Below are 15885 nucleotides of genomic sequence, written 5' to 3'. Positions count from 1 at the left end.
GGAGACACGCAACTTACGTGGTGCACGTCTGCACGTTCCGGATTGTCGAGTAGTTGTCCGTCCTACCTCCCGACCCCACGACCCAGAGGGACGCCATGAGATCGAAGCGCTCCATCCCGCGGCTGATGGCGGGGGTGACCGCCGCGAGCCTGCTGCTGCTCGGCGGTCAGGCCCTGCCCGCCGTCGCCGCGGGAGGACCGAGCGGGGCCGCCGGCACGGTGGCCGCCGCCGGTTCACACCACGCCAGCCGCGTCAGCAGTGCCAGCGGGAGCCACACCGCGGCCCGCCTCGACGACGGGGACCGGAACTCGTACTGGCAGAGTTCCGGCAGCTCCCTGCCGCAGTGGGCACAGATCGACCTGGGCCGCACCGAGCTGATCGACAGGGTCCAGCTCAAGGTGCCGGCCTCCTGGAGCTCGCGGAAGCAGACCCTCGCGATCCAGGCGAGCGACGACGGGGTGCTGTTCGAGACCCTGGCCGGCGCGGCCACGTACACCTTCGACCACGCCGAGGGCAACAGCGCGACGGTCTCCTTCCCGGCCGCCCAGGCGCGCTACGTGCGCGCCGAGGTGACCGCGAACTCCGCGGGGAAGAGCGCGCAGCTGTCCGAGATGACCGTGCGGGCCGCGGTCGACTCCACGGTGAACCTCGCGGCCGGCAAGCCCACCGCGGAGTCCGGCCACGCCGACGTCTACCCCTCGGGCAACGCGGTGGACGGCAACGCCGGCACCTACTGGGAGAGCGCCAACAACGCCTTCCCGCAGTGGCTGCGGGTCGACCTGGGCAGCGCCGTCCCGGTGAACAAGGTGGTGCTCAAGCTGCCGCCGGCCACCGCCTGGCAGACCCGCACCCAGACGCTGGCGGTGCAGGGCAGCACCGACGGGCAGATCTTCAGCGACATCGTCCCGTCGGCCGGCTACACCTTCGACCCGGCCACCGGCAACACGGTGACGATCACCTTCAACCAGGCCACCACCCGCTACCTGCGGCTGAACATCACCGGCAACACCGGCTGGCCGGCCGGCCAGATAGCCGAGCTGGAGGCCTACGGGCCCGCCACCGGCGACACCACCGCGCCCACCGCCCCCTCGGGCCTGGCCTACACCCAGCCCGCCTCCGGCCAGATCAAGCTGACCTGGAACGCCGCCACCGACGACACCGGCGTCACCGGCTACGACGTCTACGCCAACGGCACCCTGCGCACCACGGTGGCGGGCAACGTCCTGACGTACACCGACAGCCAGCCCGACACCGCGACCGTGACGTACGTCGTCAAGGCGCACGACGCGGCCGGCAACCAGTCGCCGGCCAGCAACAGCGTGACCCGCACCGGCACGTCCGGCGACACGCAGTCGCCGAGCGCGCCCACCGCGCTGTCGTACACCCAGCCCGCCTCCGGCCAGATCAAGCTGACCTGGAACGCCGCCGCCGACAACGTCGCCGTCACCGGCTACGAGGTGTTCCGCGACGGCACGCAGATCGGCACCACCGCGGCCGGCACGCTGACCTACACCGACAGCCAGCCGGACTCGGCGACCGTCTCGTACTTCGTGCGGGCCAAGGACGCCGCCGGCAACGAGTCGGGCAACAGCAACACCGTCACCCGCACCGGCACCACGCCGCCGACCGGCGGCACCAATCAGGCGGTCGGCAAGCCCATCACCGCCTCCTCCACGGTGCAGAACTTCGTCGCGGCCAACGCGAACGACGACGACGTGACCACCTACTGGGAGGGCACCGGCACCAGTTCGCTGACCGTGCAGCTGGGCGCGAACGTCGACACCAGCCAGGTCGTTGTCAAGCTCAACCCGGCGTCGATCTGGAGCGCCCGCACCCAGACCATCGAGATCCAGGGCCGCGAGCAGAGCGCCTCCGGCTTCACCCAGCTCGTCGCGCCGAAGTCCTACTCCTTCGACCCGGCCACCGGCAACACGGTGACCATCCCGGTGACCGCGCGGGTCGCCGACGTCAAGGCGATCTTCAGCAGCAACTCCGGGGCCGGCGGCGGCCAGGCGGCCGAACTGCAGGTCATCGGCGTGCCCGGACCCAACCCCGACCTGACGGTCACCGCGCCGACCTCCTCGCCCGCGGCCCCGGTGGAGACCGACCAGGTCACCCTCAGCACCACGGTCAAGAACATCGGCACCGACGCCTCCCCGGCGACGAACGTCAACTTCTACCTCGGCACCACCAAGGTCGGCACCGCGAACGTCGGCGCGCTCGCGGCCGGCGCCGCCACCACCGTCTCGGCGAACATCGGCGCCAAGGACGCGGCCACGTACCAGGTCACGGCGAAGGTCGACGAGGCCAACTCGGTGGTCGAGCAGAACGAGACCAACAACACCGCCACCTCCTCGCTGGTGGTCAAGCCGGTCGACAGCTCCGACCTGCTGGCCTCGCCGGTCGCCTGGTCGCCCGGCAACCCGTCCGCCGGCAACAACGTCGCCTTCTCGGTGGCGATCAAGAACCAGGGCACCATCGCTTCGGCGGGCGGCGCCCACAACATCACCCTGACCGTCGCCGACGCCACGAGCGGCAACGTCGTCAAGACGCTCACCGGCTCCTACAGCGGCGCGATCGCGGCCGGCGCCACCACCGCCCCGGTGAACCTGGGCAGCTGGACCGCGGTCAACGGCAAGTACACCGTGAAGACGGTCATCGCGGTCGACGGCAACGAGCTGTCGGTCAAGCAGGCCAACAACACCAGCACCCAGTCGCTGTTCGTCGGCCGCGGCGCCAACATGCCGTACGACGCCTACGAGGCCGAGAACGGCGTGCTCGGCGGCGGCGCCACGGTGCTCGGGCCCAACCGCACCATCGGCGACCCGGCGGGCGAGGCGTCCGGCCGCAAGGCCGTGCACCTGGCGGCCAACGGCGCGTCGGTGTCCTTCACCACCCGCAGCAGCACCAACACCCTGGTGACCCGCTTCAACATCCCCGACGGCACCGACTCCACCACGCTCGACATCTACGTGGACGGCGCCTTCCTGAAGACGATCACCCTGTCCTCGAAGTACGCGTGGCTGTACGGCGACGAGGCCAGCCCGAGCAACTCGCCCGGCTCCGGCGCTCCGCGGCACATCTACGACGAGGCCAACGTGCTGCTCGGCACCACCGTGCCGGCCGGCCACACCATCACCCTGCAGAAGGACGCGGCCAACTCCGCGGCCTACTACAACATCGACTACATCAACCTGGAGCAGGCCACCCCGGTGGCCAACCCCGACCCCACCAAGTACGTGGTCCCGGCCGGCTTCACCCAGCAGGACGTGCAGAACGCCCTGGACGCCGCACGCCAGGACACCAGCAAGCTCGGCGTCTACCTGCCGCAGGGCGACTACCAGACCGCCAACAAGTTCACCGTCTACGGACGGGCGATCAAGGTGGTCGGCGCCGGTCCCTGGTTCACCCGCTTCTTCACCCCGCAGACCCAGGAGAACACCGACGGCGGGTTCTCCCTGCAGTCGGGCTCCGACGGCTCGACCTTCACCGGGTTCGCCTTCTTCGGCAACTACACCAGCCGGATCGACGGCCCCGGCAAGGTCTTCGACCTCAGCAGCGTGGCGAACCTGACCATCGACAACCTGTGGATCGAGCACACCATCTGCGCGGTCTGGGGCACCAACGTCGACAACTCGACGATCACCAACCTGCGCATCCGCGACACCTGGGCCGACGGCGTCAATCTGACCAACGGCTCCAGCGGCAACCTGGTCAGCAACGACGAGGCCCGCTCGACCGGCGACGACAGCTTCGCGCTGTTCCCCGCCACCGACAACCACAACGAGCAGGAGCTCAACAACACCTTCCAGAACCTCAGCGTGCAGACCGTGTGGCGCGCGGCGGGCCTGGCGGTCTACGGCGGTGGTGGGAACAAGTTCACCAACCTGTACATCGCCGACAGCCTGACCTACCCGGGCATCACCATCGGGTCGCTGCAGTTCGGCGGCATCCCGGCGCTCGGCTTCGAGTCCTCACCGCAGACCACCTTCGACAACATCTCGCTGGCCCGCGACGGCGGCCACTTCTGGGGACAGCAGTCGTTCCCGGCGCTGTGGGTGTTCTCCGCGGAGTTCAAGCTCCAGGGCCTGCGGATCAGCAACGTGGACATCACCGACCCGACGTACTCCGGGATCATGTTCCAGACCAAGTGGAACGGCAGCACCTCGCTCAACCCGATCCAGGACACGGTGTTCACCAACGTGAGCATCACCGGGGCGCACAAGAGCGGTGACAGCTTCGACGCCAAGTCCGGCTTCGGCATCTGGGCCAACCCGCAGCCCGAGTCCGGCCAGGGCCCCGCGGTCGGCTCGGTGACCTTCAACGGCCTGCACGAGAGCGACAACGCGGTGGACATCCAGAACACCACCAGCACGTTCACCATCACCGTCAACAACTGACCGGAGGCCGTCCGCCTGGCGATCCCCGGCCGGCGGACGGCGCCGCCACCTCCAGGGGGCGTGTCCGCGTTCGGCATCTGAACGCGGACACGCCCCGTCATGTCCTTTTCACCCCACCCGTACTGAACCGGCTTCAGCCGGTGAACGGGGGGTCTTGACGGCGCATTGGTCCAGTCCTACCGTCGCCGTTGCCGCCGACAGTCACGTCGGCGACCCGCGTTCACTGCCGTGAACGACCGGAGTCGGCTGTCCGCCCACGGAAGGCCCCCTCATGACCCCCCACGCGAACCCCCACGCCGCCGCCCCCCGTACGAGACGGCCCCGCGCCCGTCCGAAGGCGCTCGGCGCGCTCGTCACCGTCCCCGCCCTGGCCGCCGGGCTCCTGCTGGCCACCGGCGGCACCGCCCACGCCGCGGCCGACCTTGGCCCCGGCTTCCCGGCGCAGTACGCCGCGCCCTACGCCGAGGTGTGGAACTCGCCGACGGCGCTGACCACCGTCCGCAACGCCACCGGGCTGAAGTACTTCACCCTCGCCTTCGTCATCGACGGCGGCGGCTGCAACGCCACCTTCAACGGCGACACCTCCGTCACCGACGCGAGCTGGACGTCGGCGATCAACAGCCTGCGGTCGGCCGGCGGCGACGTGATCGTCTCCTTCGGCGGCGCCTCCGGCACCGAGGAGGCGCTCGCCTGCACCTCGGTGGCGGCGCTGGAGACCCAGTACAAGCGGGTCGTCGACGGGCTGAACCTGACCCGCCTCGACTTCGACATCGAGGGCGGCGCACTCGACAACACCACCGCCAACGACCGGCGCAACGCCGCCCTGGCCGACCTGCAGCAGCAGTACGCGGCACAGGGCAGGAAGCTCGACATCGACTACACCCTGCCGGTCGACCCCTCGGGCCTGGAGTCCAATGCGATCAGCCTGCTGAACAACGCCAAGAGCCACAACCTGAACGTCAACCTGGTCAACATCATGACCATGGACTACGGCTCCGCGATGGACATGGGCAACGCCGCCATCTCCGCCGCGCAGGGTCTGCACACCCAGCTCGGCCAGATATGGACCGGCAAGACCTCCGCGCAGCTGTGGGCGATGGAGGGCAACACCCCGATGATCGGCGTCAACGACACCACCAGCGAGGTGTTCTCCACCTCCGACGCGAGCGACCTGGAGAACTTCGCCAAGTCCAACGGCATCCAGGAGCTGAGCTTCTGGTCGCTCGGCCGCGACAAGGCCTGCGCGAGCAACGGCCAGCTGTCGGACTCGTGCAGCGGCACCTCCCAGTCCGCGTGGCAGTTCTCCGGCACCTTCAACGCGATCACCGGCGGGGGCGGCGGCACGCCGCCGTCGGGTGGGGCCACCGGTGCGATCCGGTCGGGTTACGCGGGCAAGTGCGTGGACGTGGCGGGGGCGAGCAGTGCGAACGGCGCGGCGGTGCAGCTCTACGACTGCAACGGGACGAACGCGCAGAGCTGGACGGTGGGTTCGGACCGTTCGCTCAAGGCGCTGGGCAAGTGCATGGACGTGACCGGGGCGGGTACGGCCAACGGCACGACCGTGCAGCTGTACGACTGCAACGGCACGGCCGCGCAGAAGTGGCACGCCTCCGGCTCGACGCTGGTCAACGACGGCTCCGGCAAGTGCCTGGACGCCACCGGGCCCAGCTCGGCCAACGGCACCCGGCTGCAGATCTGGGACTGCTTCGGCGGCACGAACCAGCAGTGGACTCTCCCCTCCTGACCGCTGCCGACGACCGGCCGCGGTGGCCGTCCCCCGCGATCGGCCGTCCTGAGCGGCTCCTCGTGTGACCTGAACGGCGGTGGGCGCGCCGGGCCGGGCCGGCTCCGGGAAGCCCCGGCGCGATCGCGCGGTTCACTGTGACCACAGGCGCCGCGCATGCGCGCCCACCGCTGTCACCGAGGAAACCGAACAGGAGACCTGATGAACACCGCGGAACTGCTCGCCGACGCCTTCGGGCGGATCAAGGAGAACGTGCACGGCGCCGTCGAGGGGCTGACCGCCGAGGAGACCGCGCGCGTGGTCGAGCCCGGCGCCAACACCGTCGCCTGGCTCGTCTGGCACCTCACCCGGGTCCAGGACGACCACGTCGCCGACGTGGCCGGCGACGAGCAGACCTGGACCGCCGACGGCTGGGAGAAGCGCTTCGGCCTGCCGTTCGCCGCCGGGGCCACCGGCTACGGCCACAGCCCGCAGGACGTGGCGAAGGTCCGGGTGGACGATCCGGCGCTGCTCACCGACTACTACGACGCCGTCCACGAACGGACCCTCGGCTATCTGCGGGGGCTGTCCGAGAGCGACCTGGACCGGATCGTCGACGAGCGCTGGGACCCGCCGGTGACCCTCGGCGTCCGCCTGGTCAGCGTGCTCGACGACGACATCCAGCACGCCGGGCAGGCCGCCTTCCTGCGCGGCCTGCTGCTGCGCCGCCGCTGACGGGGCGGCGGGGACCGCGGGAGCGCCGGGGGAGCGCCGGGGGAGCGCGCGCCCCCTGGCGCGCCCTCGGTGACCCCGGTCGACCTGCCGGTGCCCCCTGCCCGATGATAGAGTTACTTAACCTAAGTTAAGTATAAGTAACTGCCACTCGGGTGGGGAGCACCGGCCACATGGCTACCGAAGACGAAGCAGCCACACGCATACAGCGGAGGACCCCGCGGTTCGACACCAGCCACCCGCACTACAAATGGATCGCGCTGTCCAACACCACGCTGGGCATGCTCATCGCCACGATCAACTCCTCGATCGTGCTGATCTCGCTGCCGGCCATCTTCAACGGCATCGGCCTCAACCCCCTGGAACCGGGGAACGTCAGCTATCTGCTGTGGATGCTGATGGGCTACATGCTCGTCACCGCCGTCCTGGTGGTCACCCTCGGCCGGCTCGGCGACATCCTCGGCCGCGTCAAGATCTACAACGCCGGCTTCCTGATCTTCACCGTCACCTCGGTGATCCTGTCCGTCGACCCGATGCACGGCGGCGGCGGCGCGCTCTGGCTGATCGGCTGGCGGGTCGCCCAGGCCGTCGGCGGCTCCATGCTGATGGCCAACTCCGCGGCGATCATCACCGACGCCTTCCCGGCCCGCCAGCGCGGCATGGCGCTCGGCGTCAACATGGTCGCCGGCATCGCCGGCTCCTTCATCGGCCTGGTCCTCGGCGGCCTGCTCGCCGAGTGGAACTGGCGCTCCATCTTCTGGGTGAACGTGCCGATCGGACTGGTCGGCACCGTCTGGGCGTACCGCTCGCTGCACGACACCGGACTGCGCCGCCCGGCCAAGATGGACTGGTGGGGCAACATCACCTTCGCCGTCGGCCTGACCGCGCTGCTGGCCGGCATCACCTACGGCATCCAGCCCTACGGCGGCCACACCATGGGCTGGACCAACCCCTGGGTGCTGGCCGGACTCATCGGCGGCGCGCTGATGCTCGTGATCTTCTGCCTGGTCGAGGCACGGGTCGCGGAGCCGATGTTCCCGCTCGGACTGTTCCGCAACGTCAGCTTCGCCGGCGGCAACGCGGCCACCCTGCTCGGCTCCATCGCCCGCGGCGGTCTGCAGTTCATGCTGATCATCTGGCTGCAGGGCATCTGGCTGCCGCTGCACGGCTACGACTACGCCGACACCCCGCTGTGGGCCGGCATCTACCTGCTGCCGCTGACCGTCGGCTTCCTGGCCGCCGGGCCGATCGCCGGCGCGCTGTCCGACCGCTACGGCGCCCGGCTGTTCGCCGCGGCCGGCTTCGTGGTGATGGCCGGCTCGTTCGCCGGGCTGCTGCTGATCCCCACCGACTTCAGCTACTGGGTCTTCGCGCTGGTGGTCTTCCTCAACGGCCTGGGCGGCGGCCTGTTCGCCGCGCCGAACACCTCCATCATCATGGCGAGCGTGCCGCCGGAGGCCCGCGGCGCCGCGTCCGGCATGCGCGCGACCTTCCAGAACGCGGGGATGGTGCTGTCCATCGGCGTCTTCTTCTCGCTGATGGTGGCGGGACTGGCCGGCTCGTTGCCCGGCACGCTCAGTTCGGGCCTCACCGCGCAGGGGGTGCCTGCGGCGAACGCCCACCAGGTCGCCGACCTGCCGCCGGTCGGCACGCTCTTCGCCGCGTTCCTCGGCTACAACCCGATCCAGGAACTGCTCGGACCCGACCTGCTCGGCAAGCTGCCGGCCGCCAACGCGCACACCCTCACCGGCCGGGAGTTCTTCCCGCACCTGATCTCCGGGCCGTTCCACGACGGACTCGTCGTGGTGTTCTCCCTGGCGATCGTGATGTCCTTGGTCGCGGCGGCGGCATCCCTGATCCGCAGCCGCAAGGCCCGCGCACAGGGCTGAGACCGGACGTCACCTGGGAGGCGCCCCGCCATGACCGACACCCGACCGGGGCGGGACGCCCTCCCGACGCCGTCCGGGGCCGCCGGCGGCACCCAGCCGCCGGCCACCGCGGTGGACCGGCTGCGGCTGATCGTCGCCCGGCTGTACCGGCAGCTCGCCCAGGCGTCGGGCGACGACCTGGACCTCACCTACGCGCAGCTGTCCGCGCTGGCCCGGGTCCAGGCGCACGGGCCGCTGCGGCTGGGCGAACTGGCCGCGCTCGAACAGGTCGCGGCGCCCTCGCTGACCCGCACGCTGCGACCGCTGTCGGCCGCCGGGCTGCTCAGCAAGGAGGCCGACCCGTCGGACGGGCGGTCGCATCTCGTGTCCGTCACTCCGAAGGGCGAGGCGCATCTGGAGCGCATCCGCAGGCAGCGCTCCGAACTGCTGTCCCGGCGGATGGCCCGGCTCTCGCCGCAGGACAGCGCCGCGCTGCTCGCCGCGCTGCCCGCGCTCGAACAGCTCCTGACCGAGGGCGAGGAGCCCGCCCCGCCGGCCGGCTGAACCCGCTCCGGCGGGGGAGGAGCCCCCGAGTGGTCGCGGCGGTCGCGGCCCCCGGGGCGGGAACCCGTCAGGCCCGTGTGGGTGCGGCCCGGGACCCTCGCCCGGGACCCTCGCCCGGGAGCCTCGCCCGGGAGCCGCCTCGCGCGGCCCCGGTCACGCCGAGGGCTCGGACCCGCCGCCGCCGGGCTCCAGCGGCGGGGCGGTCACCCCGCAGTGCGCCGTGCACTCCGGGCGGGCCCGCCCGGCCGGGGCCCGCGCTCCCGCCCCCTGCGCCGCGCCCTCGCCGGGCTGTTCGCCCGCACCGCCCTCGACCGCCTCCTCCAGCGCGCCGCGCGGCACCAGGACGGCCGCCAGCAGCGCCGCCAGCGCGCACAGGCCCGCGCAGATCGGCATGGCCCGGCCGAACGCCGTGTCGACCTTGTGCGGCGAGCGGTACGCCTGGTCCGACAGCCCGATCAGCAGCGGCAGCGCGGCGACGACCAAGAGCTGGGCGATGCGGGCCGCCGCGTTGTTGACGCCGCTGGCCACCCCCGCGTGGTCCACGTCCACCGAGGCGAGCACCGTCGCGGTCAGCGGCGCCACGAACAGGCTCATGCCGAGGCCCTGCACCACCACCGCGGGCAGCACGTCCAGCCAGTACGACGTCGCGCCCGGCGAGACCCGGGTCAGCAGCAGCATGCCCGCCGCGGCCACCAGCGGTCCCACCGTCAGCGGCAGCCGCGGCCCGATCCGCTGGGCCAGTGCCCCGGCCGGCGCCGACAGCAGCAGCATCAGCACCGTCACCGGCAGCGTCGCCAGCCCCGCCCGCAGCGCGCTGTCGCCGGCCGCGATCTGCAACTGCACCGGCAGCACGAACAGCACCCCGCCGATCGCCGCGTACAGGCACACCGTCACCAGGTTCATCGCCGAGAACAGCCGGGAGGAGAACACCGTCAGCGGCAGCATCGGGTGCCGGCGCCGCCGCTCGGTGCGCAGGAACGCCGCGCCGCAGGCCAGACCGCCGACCGCGGGCAGCACCACCGTCAGCACCGAGGGACGAGCCGAGCCCGCGATCAGCGCGTAGGTGATCCCGGCCAGCGCCAGGGCCGCCAGCACCGCGCCCGGCACGTCGAAGCTCCCCGACGCGCCCCGGTCCCGGCTCTCCGGCACGTGCCGCACCGCGATCGCCACGACCACCGCGGCCACCGGCACATTGACGTAGAAGATCCACCGCCAGCCCGGGCCGTCCACCAGATAGCCGCCGAGGAACGGGCCGACCGCGCCGGCCACCCCGCCGAGCCCGGACCACGCGCCGACCGCCCTGGCCCGGTCCTGCGGCCGGAACGTGGACTGCACCAGCGCCAGCGACCCGGGTGTCAGCAGGGCGCCGCCCACCCCCTGCAACGCGCGGGCCGCGATCAGCATCCCGCCGTTCTGCGCGGCCCCGCACAGCGCCGAGGCCAGCGCGAACCACACCACACCGACGACGAAGACCCGCCGCCGGCCGTAGCGGTCGCCGAGCCCGCCGCCGAGCAGGATCAGTCCCGCCAGGGTCAGCAGATAGCCGTTCACCGTCCACTGCAGCGTCGCCAGCGAGGCGCCCAGGTCCTCGCCCAGGCGGGGCAGCGCGATGTTCACCACCGTGCCGTCCAGCATCGCCATGCCCGAGCCCAGCACCGAACAGGCCAGCACCCAGCGCCCGGTGGCCGAAGCCAGCCGCACGCTCCCGCCGGCCTGCGACGCCTGCGCCGTCGTCATCGCCCCCGCCTCTCCCGAACCGCCGCCGTGAGCTTCCCGTCACAGTGTGCGCCGTACCGCGGCCGGTCGCCGCCGACCCGGCGGCGCAGCGCGGGAGAATGGCCCGGCGGGCGGGAGCCCCGGAGCCGGTGCGCGAGCGCGCCGGCCGGGCCGCCGGCCGCGGCACCACCTGAGAGCACCACCCAGAGCACGACCCGACGGACGCGACGAAGGAGACAGCGGATGCCGCACGAGCGTGCCGGACAGCCGGCCGGGCCCGACGACCTGGTGGACGTTCCCCGCCTGGTCACCGCCTACTACGCTCTGCACCCCGAACCCGGGGACCCGGCGCAGGCGGTGGCCTTCGGCACCTCCGGACACCGCGGGTCGTCCCTGGCCACCGCCTTCAACGAGGACCACATCGCCGCCACCAGCCAGGCCATCTGCGACTACCGGGCCCGGCAGGGCACCGACGGGCCGCTGTTCCTCGGCGCCGACACCCACGCCCTGTCCGAGCCGGCCCGGGTCACCGCACTGGAGGTGTTCGCCGCCAACGGCGTCACCGTGCTGATCGACACGCACGACGGCTACACCCCGACCCCGGCCGTCTCGCACGCGATCCTCACCCACAACCGCGGCCGCACCCAGGCCCTGGCCGACGGCGTCGTGGTCACCCCCTCGCACAACCCGCCCACCGACGGCGGCTTCAAGTACAACCCGCCCACCGGCGGCCCGGCCGCCTCCGACGCCACCGGCTGGATCCAGGACCGGGCCAACAAGCTGATCGCCGGCGGCCTGTCCGGCGTGCGCCGCGTCCCCTACCGCCGCGCGCTGGCCGCCGACACCACCGGGCGCCACGACTTCCTCGGCCACTACGTCGACGACCTGCCCTCGGTGCTCGACCTGGAGGCGGTGCGCCGCGCCGGGGTGCGCATCGGCGCCGACCCGCTCGGCGGCGCCTCGGTCGCCTACTGGGGGCGGATCGCCGAACGCCACGGGCTGGACCTGACCGTCGTCAACCCGGCCGCCGACCCCACCTGGCGGTTCATGACGCTGGACTGGGACGGCAAGATCCGGATGGACTGCTCCTCGCCGTACGCGATGGCCTCGCTGATCGACCGCAAGGACGACTACCAGGTCGCCACCGGCAACGACGCCGACGCCGACCGGCACGGCATCGTCACCCCCGACGGCGGCCTGATGAACCCCAACCACTACCTGGCCGTCGCCATCGACTACCTGATCGGGCACCGCGACCGGTGGGGACCCGAACTCGCCGTGGGCAAGACCCTGGTGTCCTCCTCGATGATCGACAAGGTCGTCGCCGGGCTCGGCCGCCCGTTGACCGAGGTCCCGGTCGGCTTCAAGTGGTTCGTGGACGGCCTGATCGGCGGCACCCTCGCCTTCGGCGGCGAGGAGTCGGCCGGCGCGTCCTTCCTGCGCCGCGACGGCAGCGTGTGGACCACCGACAAGGACGGCATCCTGCTGGCGCTGCTCGCCGCCGAGATCACCGCGGTGACCGGCCGCACCCCCTCGCAGGCCTACGCGGAGCTGACGGCGAGGTTCGGCGCCCCCTCGTACGCGCGCATCGACGCGCCCGCCGACCGCGAGCAGAAGGCGGTGCTGGCCAAGCTGTCCGCCGAGCAGGTGCCGGCCCGTGAGCTGGCCGGCGAGCCGGTCACCGCGATCCTCACCGAGGCCCCGGGCAACGGCGCGGCGCTCGGCGGCATCAAGGTCTGCACGGACAACGCCTGGTTCGCCGCCCGCCCCTCCGGCACCGAGGACGTCTACAAGGTCTACGCCGAGTCCTTCCTCGGCGACGACCACCTGGCCCGGGTGCAGCAGGAGGCGAAGGCGATCGTCGCCGACGCGCTCGGCGGCTGACGGGCGCGCGCGGCGGCGCGCGCCCGCGCCGGCCTCATCAGGCGAGCTGTGCCGCCTGCAGACCCGCGTAGGCGCCGCCGCCGCGCAGCAGTTCGGCGTGCGAGCCGATCTCGGCGATCCGGCCCTCGTCCAGCACCACGATCCGGTCCGCGTTCCTGATCGTGGACAGCCGGTGCGCCACCACGAAGACCGTACGACCGCGCACCAGCCGGGTCAGCGCCTGCTGGACCAGCGCCTCGGAGCGCGAGTCCAGCGCCGACGTCGCCTCGTCCAGGATCAGCACCCGAGGGTCGCGGATCAGCGCGCGGGCGATCGCCAGCCGCTGCTTCTGGCCGCCGGACAGCCGGGCGCCGCGCTCGCCGACCACCGTGTCCAGGCCCTGCGGCAGCCGGTCGATGAACTCCAGCGCGTTGGCGTCCCGCAGCGCCGCGCGCACCGTCTCCTCCGGTACGCCGTCCGGCATCCCGTAGGTGACGTTCTCCCGGATGCTGCCCTCGAACAGGATCGACTCCTGCGGCACCACCGACAGCCAGCTGCGGTAGTCGCGCAGGTCCATGGTCTCCATGTCCACGCCGTCCAGCAGGATCCGGCCGCGGGTCGGCCGCAGGAAGCCGATCACCAGGTTGAGCACCGTGGACTTGCCCGCGCCCGAGCCGCCGACCAGCGCGATGGTCTCGCCGGGCCGCACGTCCAGGTCGAAGCCGGTGATCGACGGCCGGTCGCTGTCGGGGTAGGTGTGCTCCACGCCGCGGAACTCGAACCGCCCGACCACACCGGCCACCGCGGCCTTGCCGTCGTTCTGCTCCAGGTCCGGCGCCTGCAGCACCTCGCCGATCGACCGCACCGACTCCAGGCCCTTGCCGATCTGCGGGGTCAGCGTCAGCAGCGTCGTCACCGAGCCGGTGAGGCTGGAGAAGTAGGCGCTGAGCATCACCACGGTGCCCGGGGTGACGCTCAGCCAGCCGTAGTAGGCGACCAGCGCGGAGCCGGCCAGGCACGCCACGCCGATCGCGTTGAGCAGGATCCAGGCGATCGACCCGAACCAGCCGTTCAGCCGGTCCAGCCGCAGCCCGGCGTGCAGCACCTCGCCCAGGGTGCGGTCCACCCGGTGCAGCGCGGTGTTCTCCAGGCCGTGCGCCCGGGTGATCGGTATCAGCGTGGTCATCTCGGTGACCCGCGAGGACAGTTGCTCGACCTGCTGGCGGAACATCTCGTTGCGGTCGCGCAGCCGCTGCCGCAGCTTGACCACCAGCAGCGCCGAGGCGGGCACCACCACCAGGTAGACCGGCAGGAAGGCGGGCGCCTGGACGCCGATCACCACCAGGCCGCCGGAGAGCGTGGCGATGGCCGCCAGGCCGTTGTCCGCGGTCTGCTGGGCCGCGGTCTCTATGGTCTCGACGTCGCGGATCACCTTCGCCTGCAGCACGCCCGCGCTGACCCGCGAGTGGTAGCCGATGGACAACTGCTGCATGCGCTGGCACAGCGCGGTGCGCAGCCGGGTCCCGGTGCGCCGGATCGACCCCTGCATGCACCGCACGTACGCCAGGTGCAGCGGCAGGTTGAGCACGAGGATCACCAGCAGCACCGCGGCGTTCCACCACAGCACCGACACCGGCTTGTGCTGGACCACCACGTCCACGACGTTCGCCGTGATCAGCGGCAGCAGCCAGACGGGCGTGTGCTTGCCGAGGAAGGCCAGCACCGCCAGGCCCACCCGGCCGCGGTCGGGGTGGAAGAGGTAGAGGAGGGTACGGACGGGGTGCTCGCCACGATAGCGGTGGCTGAGCGTGCCGTGCGGCAACGCCATTGCGGGGCTCCTCGGAACACGACGGATCACGTCTGCGCAGGACCGCCCCCGCACGCGCGAGGCGCCGGGGGCGTGGATCGTCGCGCGCACGGCGGTCGCTTCCGCGCCGAAGCGTCCATGCGCGCGCATGAAATGATAGGGGCCGGGTGCTCCGTCGCACCCGGCCGCCGTCGCGTCGTCCCAGCTCGCGGCGCCCCGTAATCGGTTTGACGGCCCCGCCGCCGTCGGGGAGCGCCAGGAGGGGGCCGCGACGGGGTCACGCGGCGGACCGGGTCACCCCCGGGCAGCGGATCAGGCCGCGGCTCCCGCGGCGGCGCCGGCGAGCGCGGCGGCGTGCGAGGTGCGGCCCGCGCGCGAGCGGCGGTAGAGCACCGCGCCGCCGAGCAGCAGTCCGGCGCTCGCCGCGGCGATCCCACCCAGGCCGTCGGCGCCGGTGTGCGCGAGCGTCGGGGCCACCGCGTGCTCGACCGGCGCGGTCTGCGCCACCGGCACGTTGTGCACGGGCTCGGGCTCGGGCACGGGCGCCGGCGCGGGCGGCCGCGGCGCCTCGGCGTTCACCCCGGTGTTGCCGGTCGACGGATTGCCGACGCCGACCACGTTCACCGAGTTGCCCGTGATGTTCACCGGCAGGTCGATCGGCAGCCGCACCGAGTTGCCGGACAGCAGACCGGAGGAGCCCTGCGTGTCACCGGCCGCCCGGGCCCCGCCCGCGCCGCCCGTGTCCGCGCTCGGGGCCGCGTGCGCGCCGGAGGGCCGCCGCGGGCCGCCGTTCACCACGCCCATGGGCGCGCCCTGTTCGTCGGCGGGCGCACCCGCGTGCCGGCCGCCGCGGCCCGGGGCGGCGGAGTGCGCCGAGCCGGCGCTCGGCGCCGCGGCGTGCGCGGGCGACGCGGTGGAAGGGGTGGCGCAGAAGACGCCGGACGCGGGGTTGAGCAGGCCGACGACGTCCAGGGTGTTCCCGCACACCGTGACCGGCACGTCCACCGGCACCTGCACCGAGTTGCCGGACAGGACGCCGGGCGAGCCCGCCGTGCCGCCCTCGGCCGCCGCGTCGGCCTGCGCGTAGCCCGCGCAGCCCAGTACGCCGCCCGCGACCATCGCGGTGACGAGTCCCTTTCGGGCGACCTTGTTCATACGTTCCCTGCCTTCCGGAAGTGCCGCACGGGCCGGCTGGTCCGCGCCGGCGGACCC

Annotated in this window: 9 protein-coding genes; 6 read left to right on the top strand and 3 right to left on the bottom strand. The window is 72.4% G+C overall.

Going from position 1 to position 15885, the window contains the following annotated elements; translation table 11 throughout:
• Positions 1-95 precede the first annotated feature (95 nt).
• The 5 genes from VSR01_RS01920 to VSR01_RS01900 all read left to right on the top strand — a co-directional run bounded on the left by VSR01_RS01920 (position 96) and on the right by VSR01_RS01900 (position 9287).
• Complete coding sequence (locus VSR01_RS01920; RefSeq protein WP_326447552.1) at positions 96-4400, top strand: discoidin domain-containing protein; 4305 nt, start codon at positions 96-98, stop codon at positions 4398-4400.
• Between the two features lie 271 nt (positions 4401-4671).
• Positions 4672-6144 (top strand): ricin-type beta-trefoil lectin domain protein, encoded by a 1473-nt coding sequence (locus VSR01_RS01915; RefSeq protein ID WP_326447551.1) that lies wholly within the window; start codon positions 4672-4674, stop codon positions 6142-6144.
• A gap of 201 nt (positions 6145-6345) precedes the next feature.
• Positions 6346-6858, top strand: a complete 513-nt coding sequence (locus VSR01_RS01910; RefSeq protein WP_326447550.1) for a mycothiol transferase — start codon at positions 6346-6348, stop codon at positions 6856-6858.
• 170 nt (positions 6859-7028) lie between these two features.
• The gene (locus VSR01_RS01905; protein WP_442785387.1) at positions 7029-8744 is read left to right on the top strand and encodes an MFS transporter; all 1716 of its coding nucleotides are present in this window, start codon (positions 7029-7031) and stop codon (positions 8742-8744) included.
• A gap of 30 nt (positions 8745-8774) precedes the next feature.
• The gene (locus VSR01_RS01900) at positions 8775-9287 is read left to right on the top strand and encodes a MarR family winged helix-turn-helix transcriptional regulator (RefSeq protein WP_326447549.1); all 513 of its coding nucleotides are present in this window, start codon (positions 8775-8777) and stop codon (positions 9285-9287) included.
• A 153-nt stretch (positions 9288-9440) separates the two neighbouring features.
• Here VSR01_RS01900 and VSR01_RS01895 read toward each other — a convergent pair whose 3' ends face one another.
• Entirely contained in the window at positions 9441-11024 is a 1584-nt protein-coding gene (locus VSR01_RS01895) for an MFS transporter (RefSeq protein WP_326447548.1), read from the bottom strand.
• A gap of 222 nt (positions 11025-11246) precedes the next feature.
• On the opposite strand from VSR01_RS01895, the gene pgm reads away from it, so the two are divergent.
• The gene (gene pgm / locus VSR01_RS01890; RefSeq protein ID WP_326447547.1) at positions 11247-12887 is read left to right on the top strand and encodes a phosphoglucomutase (alpha-D-glucose-1,6-bisphosphate-dependent); all 1641 of its coding nucleotides are present in this window, start codon (positions 11247-11249) and stop codon (positions 12885-12887) included.
• Positions 12888-12924: 37 nt separating this feature from the next.
• On the opposite strand, the gene VSR01_RS01885 is transcribed toward pgm, so the two are convergent.
• Entirely contained in the window at positions 12925-14694 is a 1770-nt protein-coding gene (locus VSR01_RS01885) for an ABC transporter ATP-binding protein (protein WP_326447546.1), read from the bottom strand.
• A 291-nt stretch (positions 14695-14985) separates the two neighbouring features.
• Positions 14986-15828 (bottom strand): chaplin, encoded by an 843-nt coding sequence (locus tag VSR01_RS01880; RefSeq protein WP_326447545.1) that lies wholly within the window; start codon positions 15826-15828, stop codon positions 14986-14988.
• Between the last annotated feature and the right edge of the window lie 57 nt (positions 15829-15885).

Source organism: Actinacidiphila sp. DG2A-62 (genome assembly GCF_035825295.1).
Classification (GTDB): Bacteria; Actinomycetota; Actinomycetes; order Streptomycetales; family Streptomycetaceae; genus Actinacidiphila.
The sequence above is the reverse complement of the archived record's forward strand: the minus strand, read 5'-3'. Positions and strand labels throughout refer to the sequence as shown.